The organism is Faecalibacterium sp. An77 (assembly GCF_002161315.1).
Taxonomy (GTDB): Bacteria; Bacillota; Clostridia; order Oscillospirales; family Ruminococcaceae; genus Faecalibacterium.
In genome coordinates, this window is the sequence record NZ_NFHK01000025.1 from 15,361 (window position 1) to 35,342 (window position 19,982).

General features: G+C 62.8%; 20 protein-coding genes and 2 rRNA genes. 5 read left to right on the forward strand and 17 right to left on the reverse strand.

Annotated elements, in window-relative coordinates:
- The 11 genes from ftsY to infC all read right to left on the reverse strand — a co-directional run bounded on the left by ftsY (position 1) and on the right by infC (position 13,234).
- Entirely contained in the window at positions 1-933 is a 933-nt protein-coding gene (gene ftsY / locus B5G28_RS09185) for a signal recognition particle-docking protein FtsY (protein WP_087248089.1), read from the reverse strand.
- A gap of 45 nt (positions 934-978) precedes the next feature.
- On the reverse strand, positions 979-4,536 hold the full coding sequence (smc, locus tag B5G28_RS09190) for a chromosome segregation protein SMC (protein ID WP_087248091.1): 3,558 nt from the start codon (positions 4,534-4,536) through the stop codon (positions 979-981).
- Positions 4,537-4,539: 3 nt separating this feature from the next.
- Entirely contained in the window at positions 4,540-5,214 is a 675-nt protein-coding gene (gene rnc, locus B5G28_RS09195) for a ribonuclease III (RefSeq protein ID WP_087248093.1), read from the reverse strand.
- A 17-nt stretch (positions 5,215-5,231) separates the two neighbouring features.
- Positions 5,232-6,263 (reverse strand): phosphate acyltransferase PlsX, encoded by a 1,032-nt coding sequence (gene plsX / locus B5G28_RS09200; protein WP_087248095.1) that lies wholly within the window; start codon positions 6,261-6,263, stop codon positions 5,232-5,234.
- An 85-nt stretch (positions 6,264-6,348) separates the two neighbouring features.
- Entirely contained in the window at positions 6,349-7,713 is a 1,365-nt protein-coding gene (trmFO, locus tag B5G28_RS09205) for a methylenetetrahydrofolate--tRNA-(uracil(54)-C(5))-methyltransferase (FADH(2)-oxidizing) TrmFO (protein WP_087248097.1), read from the reverse strand.
- Between the two features lie 4 nt (positions 7,714-7,717).
- Complete coding sequence (gene topA, locus B5G28_RS09210) at positions 7,718-9,811, reverse strand: type I DNA topoisomerase (RefSeq protein WP_087248099.1); 2,094 nt, start codon at positions 9,809-9,811, stop codon at positions 7,718-7,720.
- 141 nt (positions 9,812-9,952) lie between these two features.
- On the reverse strand, positions 9,953-11,092 hold the full coding sequence (dprA, locus tag B5G28_RS09215; RefSeq protein ID WP_242962015.1) for a DNA-processing protein DprA: 1,140 nt from the start codon (positions 11,090-11,092) through the stop codon (positions 9,953-9,955).
- Positions 11,089-11,871 carry an RNA methyltransferase gene (locus tag B5G28_RS09220; RefSeq protein WP_087248101.1) on the reverse strand — a complete coding sequence of 261 codons (783 nt, stop codon included), beginning with the start codon at positions 11,869-11,871 and terminating at the stop codon, positions 11,089-11,091. Before B5G28_RS09220 ends, dprA begins: the two co-directional genes overlap by 4 nt.
- A gap of 178 nt (positions 11,872-12,049) precedes the next feature.
- On the reverse strand, positions 12,050-12,400 hold the full coding sequence (gene rplT, locus B5G28_RS09225) for a 50S ribosomal protein L20 (protein WP_087248103.1): 351 nt from the start codon (positions 12,398-12,400) through the stop codon (positions 12,050-12,052).
- Between the two features lie 58 nt (positions 12,401-12,458).
- Positions 12,459-12,662 (reverse strand): 50S ribosomal protein L35, encoded by a 204-nt coding sequence (gene rpmI, locus B5G28_RS09230; protein WP_087248105.1) that lies wholly within the window; start codon positions 12,660-12,662, stop codon positions 12,459-12,461.
- Positions 12,663-12,682: 20 nt separating this feature from the next.
- Positions 12,683-13,234: a translation initiation factor IF-3 gene (infC, locus tag B5G28_RS09235; RefSeq protein WP_087248107.1), complete on the reverse strand. Its 552-nt coding sequence runs from the start codon at positions 13,232-13,234 to the stop codon at positions 12,683-12,685.
- A 413-nt stretch (positions 13,235-13,647) separates the two neighbouring features.
- Here infC and B5G28_RS09240 point away from each other — a divergent pair, with 413 nt between their 5' ends.
- Both B5G28_RS09240 and B5G28_RS09245 read left to right on the forward strand, forming a co-directional pair.
- The gene (locus B5G28_RS09240; protein ID WP_087248109.1) at positions 13,648-15,177 is read left to right on the forward strand and encodes a DUF1538 domain-containing protein; all 1,530 of its coding nucleotides are present in this window, start codon (positions 13,648-13,650) and stop codon (positions 15,175-15,177) included.
- Complete coding sequence (locus tag B5G28_RS09245) at positions 15,178-15,849, forward strand: P-II family nitrogen regulator (protein ID WP_087248111.1); 672 nt, start codon at positions 15,178-15,180, stop codon at positions 15,847-15,849.
- A 70-nt stretch (positions 15,850-15,919) separates the two neighbouring features.
- Here the strand turns inward: B5G28_RS09245 and B5G28_RS09250 are convergent, their stop codons facing one another.
- The 4 genes from B5G28_RS09250 to B5G28_RS09265 all read right to left on the reverse strand — a co-directional run bounded on the left by B5G28_RS09250 (position 15,920) and on the right by B5G28_RS09265 (position 18,136).
- Positions 15,920-16,111, reverse strand: a complete 192-nt coding sequence (locus B5G28_RS09250) for a hypothetical protein (RefSeq protein WP_087248113.1) — start codon at positions 16,109-16,111, stop codon at positions 15,920-15,922.
- Between the two features lie 140 nt (positions 16,112-16,251).
- Entirely contained in the window at positions 16,252-16,899 is a 648-nt protein-coding gene (locus tag B5G28_RS09255) for an ABC-2 transporter permease (RefSeq protein ID WP_087248115.1), read from the reverse strand.
- Positions 16,896-17,756, reverse strand: a complete 861-nt coding sequence (locus tag B5G28_RS09260) for an ABC transporter ATP-binding protein (RefSeq protein WP_087248117.1) — start codon at positions 17,754-17,756, stop codon at positions 16,896-16,898. The genes B5G28_RS09255 and B5G28_RS09260 overlap by 4 nt, the downstream gene beginning before the upstream one ends.
- Before the next feature lie 2 nt (positions 17,757-17,758).
- The gene (locus B5G28_RS09265; protein ID WP_087248119.1) at positions 17,759-18,136 is read right to left on the reverse strand and encodes a GntR family transcriptional regulator; all 378 of its coding nucleotides are present in this window, start codon (positions 18,134-18,136) and stop codon (positions 17,759-17,761) included.
- A 296-nt stretch (positions 18,137-18,432) separates the two neighbouring features.
- Between B5G28_RS09265 and B5G28_RS09270 the strand changes: the two genes are divergently transcribed.
- From B5G28_RS09270 to B5G28_RS09280, 3 genes are read left to right on the forward strand one after another with little or no spacing between them, the layout of a single operon-like run.
- On the forward strand, positions 18,433-18,744 hold the full coding sequence (locus tag B5G28_RS09270; RefSeq protein ID WP_144265511.1) for a hypothetical protein: 312 nt from the start codon (positions 18,433-18,435) through the stop codon (positions 18,742-18,744).
- 15 nt (positions 18,745-18,759) lie between these two features.
- The gene (locus tag B5G28_RS09275; protein ID WP_087248123.1) at positions 18,760-18,984 is read left to right on the forward strand and encodes a hypothetical protein; all 225 of its coding nucleotides are present in this window, start codon (positions 18,760-18,762) and stop codon (positions 18,982-18,984) included.
- Positions 18,985-18,988: 4 nt separating this feature from the next.
- Entirely contained in the window at positions 18,989-19,522 is a 534-nt protein-coding gene (locus B5G28_RS09280) for a hypothetical protein (protein ID WP_087248125.1), read from the forward strand.
- Between the two features lie 144 nt (positions 19,523-19,666).
- On the opposite strand, the gene rrf is transcribed toward B5G28_RS09280, so the two are convergent.
- Positions 19,667-19,783, reverse strand: a 5S ribosomal RNA gene (gene rrf, locus B5G28_RS09285).
- A gap of 107 nt (positions 19,784-19,890) precedes the next feature.
- Positions 19,891-19,982 (reverse strand): 23S ribosomal RNA (locus B5G28_RS09290); the annotation flags it as partial.

Consider the following 19,982-nt stretch of genomic DNA (forward strand, 5'->3'; position numbering starts at 1 on the left):
TCAGCTCCTCCATTTGCGGGGCAGCAGCTCCTCGACAAAGCCCGCTGCATCAAAGGGCAGCAGGTCGTCGATGGCCTCGCCCACGCCAATGAACCGCACCGGCAGGCCCAGCCGCCGCTTGACCGCCACCACGCAGCCGCCCTTGGCGGTGCCGTCCAGCTTGGTCAGGATGATGCCGCTGGCATCGGCGGCCCGGCAGAATTCCCGGGCCTGGCTGATGGCGTTCTGGCCGGTGATGGCGTCCAGCACCAGCAGCGTTTCCAGGCTGGCATCAGGGGCGGCCTTGCGGACGCTGCGGCTGATCTTGGACAGCTCGGCCATCAGGTTGGCCTTGTTGTGCAGACGGCCGGCGGTGTCGGCAATCACCATGTCATAGCCCCGGGCCTGGGCCGACTTGACGGTGTCGAAGATGACCGCCGCCGGGTCGGCGCCCTCGCCGGCCTTGACGATGGGCACCCCGGCCCGTCCGGCCCAGATGTCCAGCTGTTCGCTGGCCGCGGCACGGAAGGTATCGCCTGCCGCCAGCATGACGCGGCGGCCCTGCTCCCGGTAATAGTTGGCCAGCTTGGCGATGCTGGTGGTCTTGCCCACGCCGTTCACACCGATCACCAGGATGACGGCGGGATGGCCGCTCAGGTCCATCTCGGTGCCCGGCTCCATTTCCTCCCGCAGGATTTCCCGCAGGGCGTCCATGGCCTGGTCGCCGGTCTTGAGGTGCTGGTTCTTCACTTCCTCACGCAGCCGTTCCACCAGGTGGAGCGCCACCTCGGCGCCCACGTCGGCCAGGATCAGCTGTTCCTCCAGGTCATCGTAGAGATCGTCGGTGATCTCGGCCCCGGTGAGGGTGTTGATGATGTTGCCCCAAAAGCCGGTGCGGGTCTTTTTGAGGCCGTTTTCCATCTTTTCCTTGTTTTTTCTTCCGAACAAACCCATAGGGGGAATCCTCCTGCTAGTATGTAAGTCTGTCTGGTCTGTATGTTATGAGACGAGGGTGGCGTCCACCTGGTCCAGATCCAGCCGGAGCAGCTTGGACACCCCGTCTTCCTGCATGGTCACGCCATAGAGGACGTCGGCGGCCTCCATGGTGCCGCGGCGGTGGGTGATGACGATGAACTGGGTCTTTTCCCCGATCCGCCGCAGATACTGGGCGAACCGCACCACATTGGCGTCGTCCAGGGCGGCCTCGATCTCGTCCAGGATGCAGAAGGGCGAGGGGTTCACCGCCAGGATGGCGAAGTAGATGCTGATGGCCACCAGGGCCCGCTCTCCGCCCGAGAGGGCTTCCAGATTGCGGATCACCTTGCCCGGGGGGCTGACCTGGATATCGATGCCGCTGCCCAGAATGTCCTCGGGGTTTTCCAGGGACAGGGACGCCTCGCCTCCGCCGAACAATTCGGCAAAGACCCGGCCGAAGTTCTGGTTGATGGCGGCAAAGTTGCGGCTGAACAGATCCCGCATCTGGCCGTTCAGCTCTCCGATCATCCGGATCAGCCGGCTGCGGCTCTCCTCCACGTCCTCCACCTGGGTTTTCAGGGTGTCGTAGCGGGTGCGGACTTCCTGGTATTCCTCCACCGCCCCCACGTTGACACTGCCCAGGGCGCGGATTTTTCCCCGCACCTCGGCCACCTGGGCCCGCAGGGCCACCATGGAGGTATACTCGACGCAGTATTTGGCCGCATCGGTGGGGGCCAGCTGGTATTCGTCCCAGAGCTTGGCCGCCAGCTGGTCGTATTCCCCTTCTGCGGCGCTCTTGCGCTCGGACAGGCGGGCCATCTCCCGGCCCGCTTCTTCCCGTTCCTCGGCGGCGGCCCGGGCGGCGGCCTGAGCCTTGGTCTCGGCGGCCTGCTGTTCCATCCGGGCGTCGGCAGCCTTGCGGATGGCGGCCTCCTTCTCCTGAATGGTGCGCCGGCCCTGTTCGGCCTCATCCTTTACCTGCTGGATGGCCCGGACCATCTCCTGGTCCTGAGCTTCCAGAGCCCGGATGTTTTCCTCCAGGGTCTCTTTTCGGGCGCCGGCCTCGGCCAGCCGCTGTTCCCAGTCGGCCACCCGGCTGCGGCACAGCTCGGCATCCTTTTGCCGGGCCAGCTGGTCCAGCTGTTTCTGGGCCAGAGCCCCCGACAGGCGGCTCTGCTGGGCTGCAAAGTCGTCCCCGCCCTGGGTCAGGCGGGCCAGCTCGCCGGTGAGCTGTTCAGCCTCTCCGGCCAGAGCTTCCCGCCGGGCGGCGGCCTGTTGGGCGGCCTGTTCCTGGGCGGCGGCTTCCGCCTCCAGGGCCTGGGCCTCGGCGGAACGCTGTCCGGCGTTCTCCCGGGCCTGTTCCACCGCCAGTTCCAGCCGCTTGCGCTCGGCCTCGGCCCGGACCCGGTCCTCTGCCGCGGTCCGCTCCTCGCTTTCCGTAGCGGTCAGGTCGGCGGTCACTGCATCGGCCTGGCTCTTGCACTGGGCGGTTTTCTGGCGGGCGGCGGCGCAGTCCTGTTCCAGCCGGGCCAGTTTTTCTTTCAGTTCCTGAATCTCCTGCCGGCGGGTGAACAGGCCCGCCGACCGCTGGACGCTGCCGCCGGTAAAGCTGCCGCCGGCGTTGACCACCTGGCCGTCCATGGTGACCACCCGGTTGCGGTACTGGAGGGCGCGGGCCACCTTGCCCGCGGCGTTGATGTCCTCCACCACCACAATCCGGCCCAGCAGGTTGGAGACAATGTTCTGATACCGGCTGTCCGCCCGCACCAGGCTGCTGGCCAGCCGGGCCGACAGGGGCAATTCGCCCCGGAACAGTCCCGGCTGAACGGTGTCCAGGGGCAGGAAGGTGGCCCGGCCGGCGTTTTCCCGCCGCAGCAGGGCGATGCCTGCTTTGGCGGCGGCCTCGTTCTCTACCACAATGTTCTGCATGGCGGCGCCCAGGGCGGTTTCCACCGCCAGCTCACACCCGGCCTCCACCGTCAGGATGGAGGACACCGGCCCGATGATCCCCCGCAGGCGTCCCCCTGCGGCGGCCTGCATCACGGCACGGACCGAGTGCTGGTAGCCTTCCATGTTCTTTTCCAGCTCTTTCAGCACCGACAGCCGCTGCGCGGCGGCGTCCCGGCTGCGGGAGAGCTCCCGCTCCGCCTCCTCGGCGGCGGCCAGAGCCTTCCGGCGGCTGTTCAGCTTGAGGGTCAGGCCCGCCCGGACGTTGGCCAGCTGCTTTTCGCCGGCGGCCAGCATCTCCAGATACTTCCGGGTGTCGGCCTGGTTTTCTTCCAGCTGGGCCAGCTGATTCATCTGGGCTTTCGCCCCCGCCTGGGCTTCAGGCAGGCGGCTGCGGGCCGATTCGGCGGCGGCATGGGCTGCGGCCTCCTCCACCCGGGCCGCCGTCTCCCGGGCGGTCACATCGCTGAGCCGGGCCCGCAGCTCTTCCTGGCGGGCGCTGGCCGCATCGGTGCGGCTCTGCAGGGCGGCCAGCTGACCGCTCAGCTCCTCCATCTCCCGGGCCAGGGCGGCGGCCTCCTGCTCCATCTGTGCGGCGGCGGCCTTCTGCCGGTCCAGTTCCGCGGCGGCGGCCTCCTGCTCGGTCTGGCCCTGGGCCAGCTCCTGGCGCAGGGCCTCGGCGCTCTGGCGGGCGTGAACCCGGTCGTTTTCCAGCACCGCAATCCGGCTGTCGCTGCCGCTGATCTGCTGGGTGATACTGCGGATATCCCCATTCAGGCGCTCGATCTCCACCGTGAGACGCTGTGCCTGCATACGGATCTCCTCAGCCTCCTGCTGCAATGCCTTGTCCTTTTTGTCGTGGCGCTCCCAGGCGGCCTGGGCGGTGTCGTAGTCCCGCCGCAGCTGCTGCAGCGCGGCCCGGGCGGCCCGGATATTTTCCACCCAGAGGGTGATCTCCAGACTTTTGCGCCGGTCCGCCAGAGCCAGATAGGCCTTGGCCTTTTCGGCTTCCTTGGCCAGGGGGCCCACCCGGCTTTCCAGCTCGGCCAGGATATCCCGCAGCCGTTCCAGATTGGCCTCGGCGGCGGCGAGGCGGTGTTCGGCCTCGTTTTTGCGGTAGCGGTACTTGGCGATGCCGCAGGCATCCTCAAAAATCTCCCGCCGCTCGCTGCCCTTGGCCGCCACAATCTCGGCGATCTGGCCCTGGCCGATGATGGAATAGCCATCCCGGCCGATGCCGGTGTCCAGCAGCAGTTCGTAGATGTCTTTCAGGCGGCAGACCTGGCCGTTGATGGTGTATTCGCTGTCTCCCGAGCGGTAGTACCGCCGGCCGATCACCACCTGGTCGGCCTCCAGGTCCAGGGTGTGGTCGGCATTGTCCAGCGTCAGCCGGACCGATGCGTAGCCCATGGCCCCCCGGCGCCGCGTTCCGCCGAAGATGACATCCTCCATCTTGCCGGCGCTGCGCAGCTGGCGGCTGCTGGTCTCGCCCAGCACCCAGCGGATCGCGTCGGACAGGTTGCTTTTGCCCGAGCCATTGGGCCCCACCACCCCGGTGACCCCCTTGTCAAAGGTGATCTTGACCTTGTCCGGGAAGCTCTTGAAGCCCTGGATCTCCAGCTCTTTTAATACCATCGGTCAGTTTTCCCCGAGGACGCCCAGCAGCTTGAGGGCCTCCCGGGCGGCGTGCTGCTCGGCGGCCTTTTTGCTCCGGCCCTCGCCCCGGGCCACGCAGTCCGAATTGAACCGCACCGCCACCACGAAATGCTTGTCGTGGTCGGGGCCGGTCTCCTTTTCCACAATATAGCTGAGGCGTTCCTCCGGGTTCTGCTGGACGATCTCCTGCAGGCGGGTCTTATAGTCGGCCTCGGCGTGTTTGCCCTCGGTGATGAAGGGCAGGATGAATGCCCGGGCCACCTCCATGCCGCCGTCCAGGTAGAGGGCGGCGATCAGGGCCTCAAAGGCGTCCGACACCACGCTGGGCCGCTCCCGACCGCCGCAGCGCTCCTCGCCCTTGCCCAGACGCAGGTAATCTCCCAGGTGAATCTCCTGGGCGAACTGGAACAGTGCGCCCTCGCTGACCAGGCTGGACCGGATGCGGGTCAGATCACCCTCGGGCCGGTCGGCGTAGGCGTGGAACAGGTAGTCGGCCGAGACAATCTGGAGGACGCTGTCCCCCAGAAACTCCAGCCGCTCGTTGTGGGCCACCGGGACCCGGCTCTCGTTGGCGTAGCTGGTGTGGGTCAGGGCGGTGGTGAGAAGGTCAGGATTTTTGAAGGTATGCCCGATGATTTTTTCGAGCGGATGCGCCATAGGTTGCACCCTCCTTTTTATTCTTTTTCTGCGGCGTTGTCCGACGCATGGGCGGCGGCCGCGTCATCCAGAGCGGCCTGCATGGTGCCGCACAGATCGTTCTCCACGCACTTCTTGGCCTGGCGGATGGCGTTCTTGATGCCTCTGGCCTTGGAGGAGCCGTGGGCCTTGATGACCGGCTGACGTGCGCCCAGGAAGGGTGCGCCGCCGTACTCCTCGCTGTCCATCTGCTTTTTCAGGTTGCCCACCTGGCCGCGGACCAGCAGGTAGGCCAGCTTGCCGGCCAGGCCGGACAGGAACATCCCCTTGACCATGCCCATAATCATCTTGGCCACGCCCTCGGTGAGCTTGAGGACCACGTTGCCGGTGAAGCCGTCGCAGACCACCACGTCCACGTTGCCGGTGGGCACGTCACGGGGCTCCACGTTGCCCACAAAGCGGATGCCGGGGGTCTTTTTCAGCATCTGGTGCACCTCACGCAGCAGCGGGGTGCCCTTGGACTCCTCGGCGCCGTTGTTGACCAGGGCCACCGAGGGGTCCTGACGGCCTTCCACCCGCTGCATATAGCAGGTGCCCATGACGGCGAAGGCGATGAGCATATCGGCGCGGCACTCCACGTTGGCGCCGCAGTCCAGCAGCAGATAGGCCTTCTTCTGGGCGGGGATCATGGTGGCCAGGGCGGGGCGCTTGATGCCGCGCAGAGCCCGGACAATGAGGCTGGTGCCCACATGGAGGGCGCCGGTGCTGCCGGCCGAGACAAAGGCGTCGCCCTTGCCGTCCTTCAGCATATTCAGGCCCACCACGATGGAGGAATCCTTCTTCTGGCGGACCGCCCGGGCCGGCTCATCGCACATCTCGATGTTCTCGGTGCAGTTGACCAGCTGGATGCCGTCCAGAGAGATGTTGTTCTCGGCGGCGGTCTTGCGGATCAGGGCCTCATCGCCGAGGCCGATGATCTCCACGCCGTACTCCTTGACGGCCTGGGCTGCTCCGTCCAGAGGAGCCAGAGGGGCGTTGTCGCCGCCCATCAGATCCAGAATGATTTTCATAGCGTCTTCCTTTCTGCCTGTTGCAAGGCATCGCATCCGGCAGGCCGCGCGCAGCCGCCGGACTCAGGGGCAGAGGCACAGCGGCTCAGCAGCCGCCGTCCAGCCAGCGCTGGAAGCTGGCCACCGCCCGTTCCGCCTGGGCCATATAGCGCAGGCGCTTGTCCCGGGGACGGTCCTCCAGCGGAGGAAGAATCCCCATATTGGCCCCCATGGGCTGGAAATGTTTATTTTCGGTGGTGAGATACCGCATCAGGGCCCCGCACATGGTGTCGGGGGGAGGCGGCATGTAGGCCCCGCCGGTGAGGCGGGCGTAGAGGCTGCGGGCGGCCAGCAGGCCGGAGGCCGCGCTCTCCATATATCCCTCAAAGCCGGTGATCTGGCCGGCAAAGAAGACGTTGGGGTGGTCCTTCAGGTACAGCCCCTCGCTGAGCACCCGGGGCGCATCCAGGAAGGTGTTCCGGTGCATGACGCCGTAGCGGACAAACTCGGCGTTTTCCAGGCCCGGAATCATGGAGAAGACCCGCTTCTGCTCCCCCCACTTGAGGTTGGTCTGGAAGCCCACGATGTTGTAGAGGGTGCGCTCCCGGTTCTCGGCCCGCAGCTGGACATTGGCCCAGGGGCGGTGGCCGGTGCGGGGGTCGGTGAGGCCCACCGGGCGCAGCGGCCCGTACCGCATGGTATCCGCCCCGCGGGCGGCCATGATCTCGATGGGCATACAGCCCTCGTAGACGGTGACGGTGTCGGCCTTTTTGCCCACCGCGTCGGGGTCGGGGGCCGCCTGGGCGTTCTGGTCAAACTCGTGGAGGGGCGCCCGCTCGGCGCTCACCAGGGCGGCGTGGAAGGCCTCATATTCGGCCTTGTTGAAGGGGCAGTTGAGGTAGTCGGCCTCTCCCCGGTCGTACCGGGACGCCGCAAACACCTTGTCATAGTCCAGGCTCTCGGCGGTGACGATGGGGGCCACCGCGTCATAGAAGTGCAGGCGGCTGTCCCCGGTCAGGCGGGCGATCTCGGCCGCCAGGGCCCCTTCGGTCAGGGGGCCGGTGGCCACCAGCACCGGCTGGCTCTCGTCGATGGAGATCACTTCCTCCCGCCGGACGGTGATATGGGGGTTTTGCTCCACCAGTTCGGTGACCCGGGCGCTGAAGGCATCCCGGTCCACCGCCAGGGCGCCGCCCGCCGCCACCCGCACCGACTCGGCCGCCGGCAGCAGGCTGCTGCCCATCCGGCGCATCTCCTCTTTCAGCAGGCCGGAAGCCGAATCCAGCCGCTCGGCCTTGAGGCTGTTGGAGCAGATCAGCTCGGCAAAGCCGGCGCTCTTGTGGGCGGGGGAAAAATGGGCCGGCTTCTGTTCCCAGAGGGTGACTTCCACCCCTTGGCCGGCCAGCCAGAGGGCCGCCTCGCACCCGGCGAGGCCTGCCCCCAGAATGGTTGCATGCAGTGTATCTTTCATTCCTTTATCCGTTTCCGTTGCCTTTGGGGACCGGCATCTCAAAGCCGCAGCCTTCCTTCGCACAGTACAGCTTGGAACCGTGGCGGAACAGGGTGGCGCCGCACTTTTCGCACTTGTTGGGCACCGGTACATCCCAGGTCATAAAATCGCAGTCGGGGTAGCGCTCGCAGCCGTAATAAATCCGGCCCTTGGCGCTCTTGCGCTCCAGCATGCGGCCCTGGCCGCACTTGGGGCAGATGCCGCCGGTGTCCTTCACCAGCCGCTTGGTGCCCCGGCAGTCGGGGAACCCGCTGCAGGCCAAGAACTTGCCGTACTTGCCCACCTTGATGACCATGGGCTTGCCGCACAGGGGGCACACCTCGCTGGAGGGCTCGTCGGGGACCTTGATCTTCTTGCCCTCCATGTTCTTTTCGGCGGCCTGGAGGCTGGAGTCAAAGCTCTTGTAGAACTCATCCACCGTCTGGCGCCAGTCGGCCTTGCCGCTCTCGATCTTGTCCAGATTCTTTTCCATCTGGGCCGAGAAGTCCACGTCCACAATCCGGGGGAACTGTTCCAGCATCAGGCTGTCCACCGTGCGGCCCAGGGGGGTGGGCTTGAGCTTTTTCTGATCCCGCTCCACATAGCCGCGGTCAATGATGGTGGTGATGATGGGGGCGTAGGTGGAGGGGCGGCCGATGCCGTTTTCCTCCAGGGCCTTGATGAGGGAGGCCTCGGTGTAGCGGGCGGGAGGCTGGGTGAACTTCTGCTCGCTCTTGAGCTGGACCAGCTTGAGTTCCTGGCCCTGTTCCAGGGGCGGCAGGGCGGTCTCCTTCTTCTCCTTTTCCTCCACGGCCTCCTCGTACAGGGCGGTGAAGCCGTCGAAGGTGACGGTGAAGCCGCTGGCCTTGAACCGGTAATCCCCTGCAAAGACGGTCACCGAGACGGTGTCCATCTGGCAGTCGGCCATCTGGCTGGCCATGAAGCGGCTCCAGATCATCCGGTACAGCTTGGCGGTGTCCCCCGAGATGCTCTTGTCCACCTCGTCGGGGGTCAGGGAGGGCATGGAGGGACGGATGGCCTCATGGGCATCCTGGGCCGCAGTGGCGCTGCGGGTCTTCCAGGTGCGCTTGTAGGGACAGATATACTGTTCCCCATAGGCCCCCGCAATATATTCCTTGGCCGCTGCCACCGCCTCATCCGAGATGCGGAGGCTGTCGGTACGCATATAGGTGATCAGACCCATGGTGCCGTGGCCGGCGATATCCACACCTTCGTACAGAGTCTGGGCGGCCCGCATGGTGCGGGTAGCGGTGAAGCCCAGCCGCCGGGACGCCTCCTGCTGGAGGGTACTGGTGATGAAGGCGGGGGTGGGCTGTTTGGTGCGCTTGCCCCGCTTGAGCTCACCCACCGTGTAGGCGGCGCCCTTCAGGCCCTGCTCAATGGCGCGGGCCTCGGCCTCGGTGCGGGGCAGCAGCTTTTTGCCGGCGGCGTCCGAAGCCAGGCGGGCGGTGAACTTTTTCCCGCCGGCCGAGAGGGTGGCGTCCACGTTCCAGTATTCCTCGGGGACAAAGGCTTCGATCTCCTTCTCCCGGTCGTCGATGAGGCGGACGGCCACGCTCTGGACGCGGCCCGCCGACAGGCCCCGGCGGATCTTCCGCCACAGGAAGGGGCTCAGCTTATAGCCCACCAGGCGGTCCAGCACGCGGCGGGCCTGCTGGGCGTTGAACAGATCCTCATCGATGGGCCGGGGATGGGCCATGCCCTCCTTGACGCCCTTCTTGGTGATCTCGTCGAAGGTCACGCGGTTGGACTCCTTGGGGTCGATGCCCAGCAGGCTGGCCAGATGCCAGCTGATGGCCTCGCCCTCACGGTCCGGGTCGGTGGCCAGCAGGATGCCGTCGGCCTTCTTGGCCTTGGCCTTCAGCTCCTTGATGAGTTTCTCCTTGCCCTTGATATTGATGTACTGGGGCGTATAGTCGTGCTCCACATCAATGCCAAGCTGGGAGGTGGGCAGGTCCCGGATGTGGCCCATGCTGGCCGTCACCTCATAATCCTTGCCCAGGTATTTGCCGATGGTCTTCGCCTTGGCGGGCGATTCCACAATAACCAGTTTCGCCATTCTTTCTCTTACCTCGATCTGCCCCTGTCTTGGGTCGGTGGGACCCGGGGCCTTCTTGCAATACTATATCCAGATGGCTGAAAATCTATTTCAAATCGCGGCCCGCGGAGGCCGCTGTATCTCTCCTTGCATTTCCCCGCCTCACAGCCGGATATACCGCTGCCCCGGCAGAGACTTGACATAACCGCACAGTTCCAGGCTCATCAGCACCGCCGACAGGGCGGCGGCTTCCAGCCCGCAGCCGGCGGACAAATCCTCCAGGCTGGCTGGCTCCTGCTTCAGGCAGGCCAGCACCCGGCGCTCCTTGTCCGAGAGGGCGGGCGCCTTCGCCGGGGCCGGCGCGGTTTCCTCCAGCCCCAGCTGTTCCAGCAGGTCCCCGGCACAGAGGATCATTTTGGCCCGCCCGGTCTGGATCAGCCGGTTGGTGCCGCTGGAATTTTCCCGGCTGGCGTCGCCGGGCAGGGCGTACACCGGGCGGCCATACCGCTCGGCGTGGCCCACGGTGGACATGGTGCCGCTCTTCTCCCGGGCCTGCACCACCACCAAAGCCTGCACCAGGCCCGCAATCAAACGGTTGCGCTGCAAAAAGCTGCTGCGGACGTGGGTCTCCTCCCCGGGGCCATATTCCCCGATGACGCAGCCGTAATCCTCGATATGGGTCCGCAGCATCCGGTTGGATGCGGGATAGGTCCGGTCGATGGGCACCCCCTGCACCCCGATGGTGGGGGCATGGACGTCCACGGCGGCCTGATGGCACTCGCTGTCCAGGCCGTCGGCCAGGCCGCTGACAATCACCACCCCGCTGCGGGCCAGATCCTGGCCCAGGGAGGAAGCGCCCCAGCGGCCATAGTTGTCGGGGCGGCGGCTGCCTACCATTCCCACCAGGTTGGGGGCGTTGAGCCAGGAGGGGTCCCCGGTGCAGTAGAGCACCAGGGGCAGGTCCGGAATACGGGTCAGGGCCAGGGGGTAGTCGGGGTGGTCATAGGTCAGAATATGAATCCCCAGCCGCTGGCACTGGGTCACCACCGTCCGAAAGGCCCAGGGGGTGTTTCCGGGGGCCACGGCGCGGCGGGCCGCCGAAGGTCCGGCCGCCTCCCGAAAGGCCAGGCTGTCCCGTTCCTCCCAGATGCGGACAGGGTCGTCGCACCAGTCCACCACCCGTTCGGCCCGGGGGCTGGCAAAGCCCAGGGTATGGGCCAGCCAGAGCCAGCACAGCAGCGGCTCGGGGGTTGCCTCCTTGGGGAAAAGCCCCAGCTGCTCCCCTTCTTCCGGGGGGATCACAGGCCGGCCCCCCGGAAATGCCACAGCAGAATGCTGCCCGCAATCCCCGCGTTGAGGCTTTCTACCCGGTCGGTCATGGGGATGCGGACGGTCCGGTCACAGGCGGCGATGGTGGCCTCGGTGAGGCCCTGGCCCTCGCTGCCAATCACCACACAGACCCCGCCGGGGCCCGCCGTCTGGGCGGCGCCCAGGGGCTGGGAGTGGTAGAGGGCCGCCGCCAGGCATTCCACCCCTTTGGCCCGCAGCTGGGCGATGACCGGGGGCATCTCCCCCGCCTCAATCACCGGCAGCTGCACCGCCGCCCCCATGGAGGCCCGCAGGGTCTTGGGGGCATAGGGAGAGGCGCACCCCTCCGACAGGATCACCCCGTCAAACCCGAAGGCCGCCGCGCTGCGCAGCAGGGTGCCCACATTGCCGGGGTCCTGCACCGATTCCAAAGCCAGATAGCGGCCCCCGGCCTTCACCTCGTCCAGGGTGTGGACCGGGGTGCGGAACACCCCGAACACTCCCTGATGGGCGGGAACCCCGGCCAGCTTGTCGGCCACATGGTCCTCCACCAGGTAGTGCTGGCCGGACAGGCCGAACAGCTCGGGGCATTTCTCGGCCGCGGCAGCGGTATAAAACAGTATTTCCAGCTCTGCGCCCTTGGCCAGCTCGGGGCAGAGCTTGCGCCCTTCGGCGAAAAAGCGGCCCTCGCTGCGGCGGAACGCCGCGCTGGCGGACAGGCGGCAGGCGTATTTGATCCTGGCGTTGTCCCGGCTGGTGATCTTTTCGTCCATGGTCATCCTCCTCACGCGGCAGACAGGAAAACAAAAACAGGGCCGTCCCGCCGGGCGGTTGTGCCGCGGCAGGGCTCGGGCCCTGTTCTGTCTGCCTGCCAGGCGTTCAGGGCCTTGCATTCCAACACATACAAAATCGACGCCCGCGTATACGCGCGGGCGTCTGGATAAGCTTTAATCAGGCGTTCTTGACGCTCTCGACCAGAGCGGCGAAGCTGCCCGGATCATTGATGGCCATCTCGCTGAGCATCTTGCGGTTGAGCTCGATGCCAGCTTTCTTCAGGCCAGCCATGAAGGTGGAGTAGTTCATGCCCAGAGGACGAACAGCGTTGTTGATGCGGCAGATCCACAGGTTGCGGAACTGACGCTTCTTCATGCGGCGGCCAGCCAGAGCGTAGTTGCCGCTCTTCATGACCTGCTGCTTGGCCATCTTAAAATGCTTGCTCTTGGAGCCGTAGAAGCCCTTAGCGAGCTTGAGCATCTTCTTGCGACGTTTGTGAGTCATCGTAGCGCCTTTAATACGTGCCATTTTTTCTATCTCCTTTTAACGATCAAATCTCAGGTCCTGTCACACACAGACGGGGCAATCAGCCGTAGGGCAGCATCCGCTTCAGGGTAGCGGCGTTGGTGCTGTCCACGTAGCAGGGCTGACGATAGCCGCGGGTGAGCTTGGTGGTCTTCTTGGTCAGGATATGGCTGCGGAAGGCGTGGCCGCGCTTGATCTTGCCATTCTTGGTGAGCTTAAAGCGCTTTTTTGCGCCGGAATGGGTCTTCAGTTTCATCTTAGCCATTTTCGGTATCCTCCTAATAATCAGTCCTTATTGGGTTTCGGGGTCAACAGAATGGACATGGTGCGCCCTTCCAGGACCGGCGGTTTATCCATCGACGCCTGCGGCAGTGCAGCGGCGAAGCGCTTGAGCACATCTGCGCCCAGGGCGCTGTGCGCCATCTCGCGGCCACGGAAACGAATCGAGGCCTTCACCTTGTGGCCTGCGGACAGGAACTTGCCTGCCTGGGTCACCTTGGTATTGAAGTCGTTGGTGTCAATATTGAGCGAAAGGCGGGTCTCCTTGACCTCGACCACTTTCTGGTTCTTCTTGGCTTCCTTCTCCTTCTTCTGCTGCTCGAAGCGGTACTTGCCGTAGTCCAGCAGTTTGCACACGGGGGGCTTGGCCTGCGGTGCAATCTTTACCAGATCCAGCCCGGCTTCCTCTGCGGCACGCATGGCCGCCTGGATGTTGACGACGCCCAGCTGTGCGCCGTCTGCTCCGATCAGACGAACTTCACGATCACGGATCTGACCATTGATCTCGAGTTCCTTCGATTTTCCAGTGGTAGCGATTGTCGATACACCTCCAAACAATAATCCATCAAGTCAACGTAGAAAACGCGGCCATCCAATTTCTCGGACAGCCGCGCACAAACCCACACAAAAACACAGCCCAACGAAACTTCTGGGCTGGATTCCGTATAGCCCGGGGCCTGAAAAACCCACAAGGCGAGCGCGGCATGGCCGTAGCTGCTTTCTTTACCCGATGATTTTACCACAGCTGCGCGCCGGTGTCAAGGGGGAATCGGAGTAAATTTTCGCCCGGAGAGCGGGATTTTCGGCCCGCCGGGGCGGCAGCGTGGTGCTTGGCTTCTCCCCTGCTGCATTGTATGAAGGGTGCGGGTGAAATTTGAGAGGCAATTTTTCCCCTGATTTGCCATCCGGACGCTGATATGGTATACTGAAGTGAAGCGCACACACAATTTTTTCAGAGAAAGGAGAACGATTTGATCCGAAAAAACGTACTTTACGAAAAGCTGAAGGAAGCGGTGGATTCAGTCCTGCCCATTGCGCTGATTGTCAGCGTCCTGTGCTTTTTCTTTGTGCCGGTGGAATCGGGTCTGCTGCTGGCCTTTTTGGTGGGCACCGCCATGATTATTGTGGGCATGGCCCTGTTCACCCTGGGGTCTGAGCAGTCCATGAGCCAGATCGGCATTCTGATCGGCGCACGGCTGACCAAGTCCCGCAACATCTGGCTGATTCTGCTTCTCAGCTTCATCATGGGCGTGGTGATCACGGTGGCCGAGCCGGACCTCCAGGTCCTGGCCACCAACGTCCCCGCCATCGACCGCACCGCCCTGATCTTCACCGTGTCGGTGGGCGTGGGCCTGTTTTTGATGGTCAGCATGGTCCGCATCCTGCTGGGCATCCCCCTGCGCTGGCTTCTGCTGGTGTTTTACGGGGCGGTGTTCGCCCTGACCGCCCTGTCCGACCCCGGCTTTTTGTCGGTGTCCTTTGACTCGGGCGGCGTCACCACCGGCCCCATGACCGTCCCCTTTGTGATGGCTCTGGGCGTAGGCGTGGCCTCCATCCGCAGCGACGAAAAGGCCAAGGACGACAGCTTCGGCCTGGTAGCTCTGTGCTCTATCGGGCCCATCCTGGCGGTCCTGCTGCTGGGTTTCCTTTACCCCGGCAGCACCGGCTCCTCCAGCATGGTTATCGCCCAGTTCGAGGACTCCACCAGCCTGGGCTGGGGGTATCTGGAGGCCCTGCCCGAATACATGATGGAGGTGGCCTCGGCTCTGGCCCCCATCTTTGTGTTCTTTATCCTGTTCCAGTTTGCGGCCCTGCGGCTGCCCATGCCCCAGCTGGCCCGCATCATGGTGGGCATCGTCTACACCTATGTGGGCCTGGTGTTGTTCCTCACCGGCGTCAACGTGGGTTTCTCGTCCCTGGGCTATGTGCTGGGCGGCGAGATGGTGGCCCAGGGCATGGGCATGCTGCTGGTGCCCCTGGCGGTGCTGATGGGCTGGTTCATCATCAACGCCGAGCCGGCGGTCCACGTCCTGAACAAGCAGGTGGAGGACCTGACCAGCGGCGCCATCTCGGCCCGGGCCATGGGCCTGAGCCTGTGCATCGCAGTGGCCACCGCCAACGGCCTGGCCATGCTGCGGGTACTGACCGGGCTGCCCATCCTGTGGATCCTGATTCCCGGCTACCTGATCGCTCTGGCCCTCACCTTTGTAGTGCCGCCCATCTTTACGGCCATCGCCTTTGACTCGGGCGGCGTGGCCTCCGGCCCCATGACTGCCACCTTTATGCTGCCCTTTGCCATGGGCGCCTGCAACGTGCTGGGGGGCAACATTATGACCGACGCCTTTGGCCTGGTGGCGCTGGTGGCCATGATGCCCCTGATCACCGTCCAGGTGATGGGCGCCATCTACGTCATCAAGCTGCGCCGCTCGGTGGCTCCTGCCGCCCAGCCCCTGCCGGTTTATGGTGACGACGAAATCATTGAACTGTGGGAGGTGGCCTGAATGGAGCTCAACTATGTCATCAGCATCACCGACCGGGACCAGATTCAGGAGCTGGCCGCCCTGTTTCAGAGCCTGGAACTGAACATGGGCCTGGCCATGCTGGGCAAAGGCACCGCTACCAGCGAGCAGCTGTCCATCTATGGCCTGTCCAACACCGAAAAGGCTATCGTCTCCACGGTGGCGGACGGCGAGAGCACCCGCCAGCTGTTCCGCGCCGCCAAGCGGAAGCTGTTCATGGACATTCCGGGCAACGGCATCATGCTGACTGTCCCCATCAAAAGCGTAGGAGGAGGGAGAACCTTGGCATATCTCACCGGCAACAAGACCCCCGCCGGGGGTGCACCCGACATGAACTTTGAGCACGAGCTCATCATCGCCGTCCTGAACGAGGGCTATTCGGACGCCGTCATGGACGCGGCCCGCACCGCGGGCGCCGGCGGCGGCACCGTCCTGCACGCCCGCGGCACCGGCACCAAACAGGCGGAAAAGTTCTTCGGCGTCTCGCTGGCCGAGGAGAAGGATATCCTGTACATTGTGGCCACGGCCCAGCAGAAGGCCGCCATCATGACCGCCATCAACAAGACCACCGGCGCAGGCACCAAGGCCGGCGCCATCTGCTTCTCGCTGCCGGTCTCCCAGGTCATCGGCCTGCGGAAGATGGACGACAACTGATTGTTCCCCTTATAAAGACAGCCCCCGCCCTTCCGTGAGAGGAAATGGCGGGGGCTTTTTATGTGTCCGTTTACTTTTTTCTGGAGTGTCTCTGCAAAAAGAGCCGCAGCCACCGCATCACAAAGGCGGCGGCCAGAATGCCCCCGACCGCCCTGGGCGACGGTCTGGTCTCGATGGAGGGGAAAAGCCCCAGGGACATGCCCACCAGTACCCCTGCCAGAACCGCTACCACCACCCAGAACACAACCGCGCTTTTCTTCATCCGAGACACTTCCTTTCATCTTTCTTCCCTTTTATTATAACAAAATCCTCCCGGGCTGTCACATCCTTTGCCCGATTCATCATCAAAAAATCCCCGCCTTTCCTGGGACGGAAAAGCGGGGAGGGTGGGTTATTTTCTTTTCAGCATTCCGTTTTGGCGAAGATGCCGCAGGCGGCGCGGTACATGGCTGCGCCCCAGGCCAGAGCCAGCAGGGGCGAGGCGCAGAACAGCGCCATTACCATTTCCTCGCTGAGCGGAATGCCCGCGGCCCACAGCACCCCATACACGGCGGCGCACAGGGCCGCCGGAATCAGGAAGGACACCAGCAGCAAGACCCGGGCCCGTTCGGCGCCGAACCGGTACACCAGCGGAATGGCCACGCTGCCCATGGCAAAGGCCACCGCCCAGCTCACCAGAGCCAGGGCGGCCAGCTCGGCGAAGGCCTGAACCCCCACGGTGTACTCCCCCATCGCAAAGCCGCCGATGCCGCCCACCAGCAGGCCAAACAGGCTGCCCGCGGTGCAGAACACCGCCAGCACGGCATACTTGGCCAGGACGATTTCCCGGCGGGTCACCGGCATCACCAGGGCATAGGGAGTCCAGCCGGCCATGTCGTCAAACGTAAAGGTGGTCACCGTCATCATGCTGCACAGAATGGTGCACATCACCAGATAGCCGCCTGTGCCGGAGGTGGGCACAAATCCCACTGCCCATACAATCAGGATAAACAGCATGGATTTTACATTGTGTACAATGTTGTACAGGTCTTTCAGCACCAGACTTTTCATTTGGACCGCTCCCCTTTCACATACAGAAGAAGGATGTCGTCGATGGTGGCGTCGTCCACCACGGCGTTTTTATACAGGCGGCGGGCTTTTTCCTTGTCGGGCACCAGGACGTCCCACTGGTAGGCCTCTTTCCGCCAGGCCAGCACGTCAGCGCTGTCCATCTGGCCGAAAACCGCCGCGCCGCACCGGACCACGCCGTAGCGGTACCGCAGCTCGTCCTTGGACTTGCAGAACATCATCTGCCCCTGGTGAATGAAGGTGATGTAATCCGCCACCTTTTCCAGGTCGGTGGTGATGTGGGAGGACATGAGGATGCTGTGTTCCTCGTCCTGGACAAACTCCAGAAACACGTCCAGCATATCGTCCCGCATCACCGGGTCCAGGCCGCTGGTGGCCTCGTCCAGAATCAGGAACTTGGGCCGGTGGCCCAGGGCCGCCGCAATGCTCAACTTGGCCTTCATTCCCTTGGACAGGCCCTTGATTTCCTTGTCCGCGGGGAGAGAAAAGCGCTGCAAATACTCTTTGTAAAGGTTATCGTCCCAGTTTTTGTAGGCCTCGCTTAGGATACGGCCCACCCGGGCGGGGGTCAGGGTCTCGTAAAAGCTGATGCCGTCGAACACCACCCCGATGTCCTCTTTCATCTCAGGAGCCTGGGCCAGGTCTTTGCCCCAGAAGGTCACCTTTCCCTCATCTTTATGAATCAGGTCCAGTATCGCCTTGATGGTGGTGCTCTTGCCGGCGCCGTTCTCGCCGATCAGGCCCATGATGCAGCCTCCCGGCACCGTGAAGGACACGTGGTCCAGCGTGAAGCCGTCGTACTGCTTGGTCAGGTCCTTTACCTCTAAGATCGCATCCATGGTCACTCGCCCTCCTGGTAAAACAGTGTCAGTACCTGGATCAACGTTTCCAGCGGAATCCCGCTGGTCCGGGCAATGTCGGCAGCCGCCTGCAGGTGTTCTTCGGCCTGCCGCTGCTGTTCCTCCTGATAAAAGTCCTTGTTCTGTGCCGACACAAAGCTGCCCCGTCCCACCGTGGTCTCGATGAAGCCATCCCGCTGCAAGTCCTCATAGGCCTTCTGCACCGTGATGACGCTGACGTGGGTGGATTTGGCCAGCGCCCGCATGGACGGGATGGGGTCGCCGGTCTTGAGCTCGCCGCTCATGATCATGGCCTTGATCTGAGAGGTGATCTGCTCATAGATCGGTTTGCCTGTGTTGGAGCTGATGATGATTTCCACAGCGCTCCTCCTCTGTCATTAAGTGTACTTATTGACTAAGTACATTATATTCAATCAACACAGCATTGTCAAGGGGAGCCGGCAAAAAATCCCCTTCCGGTCCGAAAGCCGAAAGGGGACGCTGCGGCTGAAATACATCGTTTCAGGCGCTCCTTTTCATTGTACCTGCAACCTATTTTTGTTATAATGGAATTGAAAGAATTTTCTTTCGGCATTGCATCGGAAAAAGGAGGCCCTTCCCATGCAGGGATAAATCACCCGCACACCCCATCTGCATCATCCAGAGGTGAAAGACTATGTCCAATCCAACCATCTACCAAACATGGCGCAAACGGCTTAATCTGATGTTGTGTGTCGCGGCCGCCGGAATGATTCTGTCCATTCTCATCATCGGCCTTGGCAGCTTTACAGCCTGGCAGCCCTTTGGGACCTGGACTGTTTTTGCGTTCGGTGGACTCAGCACCGCCAAGACCTTTATGGTTCAGGATTTGGTGCGGGCCGAAAAAGAAAACGCCCCTGTGCCCAAAGGCAAATTCCTTTTCTATGCTGTCCTGGGCATTGCTGCGGCCACCCTTTGGGTCTACATCCTGCTCCGGGTTCTGCTTTGAAAGGAGTGAAAAGCGATGACCCCTCTGTCCAAAAAGCAAAAGCGTATTCTGTTTTTCTGGATTCTTCTCACCCTGCTCCTGTTCACCTGTATTTTCGTTATCGACTTTTTCCAGCTAACCGAATGGCAGTCCATCGGCAGTTCTATGGTGAATGTCTACGGCATCCTGTCGGCCGCAAGTGTGGTCATGTTTGTGATAGAACATCACAACAAGCCCAAACAATCATCTGGAAAGGAGTAACTTCATGAGAAAACAGTGGATCGTTCTTGGAACCGCCATTGTCGTCTGCGCTGCCGCGGCCTGCCTCGGATATCGGCACAGCACTTCCCCGGTGCAGATCACCAACGAGGCTTTGTCTTCTCTGGCAGATGATTATAACAAAGTGCAGGCAATGGCCTATACCGGCATGGTGGAACTGGATTGGACCGATTCCATCGAGGTGGGGGGAACACTGTTCTTCCGGGTAAACGACCCGGAACTTCAGACCATGGCGGACTTCAAAGAAGTGCTGAACCGGGTCTATGTCCCATCCAAGGCAGAGGAAATCCTGTCTTACTGCACCGAGACGACGGGCATTCTGGCCGAAAAAGACGGCGTCCTCTACCGGGCGGACGCCTATGAGATGGGCTGGCCTCTGGAACCGAAAGCGAATGCCGCACAGCGGGAAGGAGATACCATCACCGCGGATATCATCCTCGCTTACAATGAGCCAACGCCCGGCACGCTAACCCTGCAAAAAGAGGCCGGCGTGTGGAAAATTGCCGACCTTTCCATGTAAAACAGATCCTCTGAATACAAAAACTTTGCCACAGGGTCATGCACTTGTATGGTGCACGTTCTGCGGCAAAGTTTATTTTTTATAATACTAAAAAGCAACAAGAGAAAACCCCCGAGGATTCATCCTCAGGGGTTTTGTCAGAGAAGCCGGCATCTACCTATTTTCACAGGCCGTGTCCAGCCAACTATCTTCGGCACAAGTGAGCTTAACTTCTGTGTTCGGAATGGGAACAGGTGGGACCTCACCGTCATCGACACCGGCTGTTCAGATTTGGATCTGAACAATCTCTCTATTCTCTTTTCGAAGGACGTGCCTTCAGAACTGAATAATAATCTGCGCTGTGCAATCAGAGTACAAGTGCTTTCAACCTGGTCAAGCCCTCGATCTATTAGTACACTCTTGCTGAATGGATCACTCCACTTACACATTGTGCCTATCTACCTTGTAGTCTTCAAGGGAT

Excerpts from the sequence above, each read along its gene's own strand:
- B5G28_RS09250 (WP_087248113.1), bottom strand. The coding sequence starts at position 16,111 with ATGAAGAAAAGCGCGGTTGTGTTCTGGGTGGTGGTAGCGGTTCTGGCA.
- rnc (WP_087248093.1), bottom strand. The coding sequence starts at position 5,214 with ATGGCGCATCCGCTCGAAAAAATCATCGGGCATACCTTCAAAAATCCT.
- rpmI (WP_087248105.1), bottom strand. The coding sequence starts at position 12,662 with ATGGCTAAGATGAAACTGAAGACCCATTCCGGCGCAAAAAAGCGCTTT.
- B5G28_RS09280 (WP_087248125.1), top strand. The coding sequence starts at position 18,989 with ATGAGAAAACAGTGGATCGTTCTTGGAACCGCCATTGTCGTCTGCGCT.
- B5G28_RS09260 (WP_087248117.1), bottom strand. The coding sequence starts at position 17,756 with ATGGATGCGATCTTAGAGGTAAAGGACCTGACCAAGCAGTACGACGGC.
- B5G28_RS09275 (WP_087248123.1), top strand. The coding sequence starts at position 18,760 with ATGACCCCTCTGTCCAAAAAGCAAAAGCGTATTCTGTTTTTCTGGATT.
- B5G28_RS09255 (WP_087248115.1), bottom strand. The coding sequence starts at position 16,899 with ATGAAAAGTCTGGTGCTGAAAGACCTGTACAACATTGTACACAATGTA.
- B5G28_RS09220 (WP_087248101.1), bottom strand. The coding sequence starts at position 11,871 with ATGGACGAAAAGATCACCAGCCGGGACAACGCCAGGATCAAATACGCC.
- ftsY (WP_087248089.1), bottom strand. The coding sequence starts at position 933 with ATGGGTTTGTTCGGAAGAAAAAACAAGGAAAAGATGGAAAACGGCCTC.
- topA (WP_087248099.1), bottom strand. The coding sequence starts at position 9,811 with ATGGCGAAACTGGTTATTGTGGAATCGCCCGCCAAGGCGAAGACCATC.
- plsX (WP_087248095.1), bottom strand. The coding sequence starts at position 6,263 with ATGAAAATCATTCTGGATCTGATGGGCGGCGACAACGCCCCTCTGGCT.
- B5G28_RS09245 (WP_087248111.1), top strand. The coding sequence starts at position 15,178 with ATGGAGCTCAACTATGTCATCAGCATCACCGACCGGGACCAGATTCAG.
- B5G28_RS09270 (WP_144265511.1), top strand. The coding sequence starts at position 18,433 with ATGTCCAATCCAACCATCTACCAAACATGGCGCAAACGGCTTAATCTG.
- smc (WP_087248091.1), bottom strand. The coding sequence starts at position 4,536 with ATGGTATTAAAAGAGCTGGAGATCCAGGGCTTCAAGAGCTTCCCGGAC.
- trmFO (WP_087248097.1), bottom strand. The coding sequence starts at position 7,713 with ATGAAAGATACACTGCATGCAACCATTCTGGGGGCAGGCCTCGCCGGG.
- rplT (WP_087248103.1), bottom strand. The coding sequence starts at position 12,400 with ATGGCACGTATTAAAGGCGCTACGATGACTCACAAACGTCGCAAGAAG.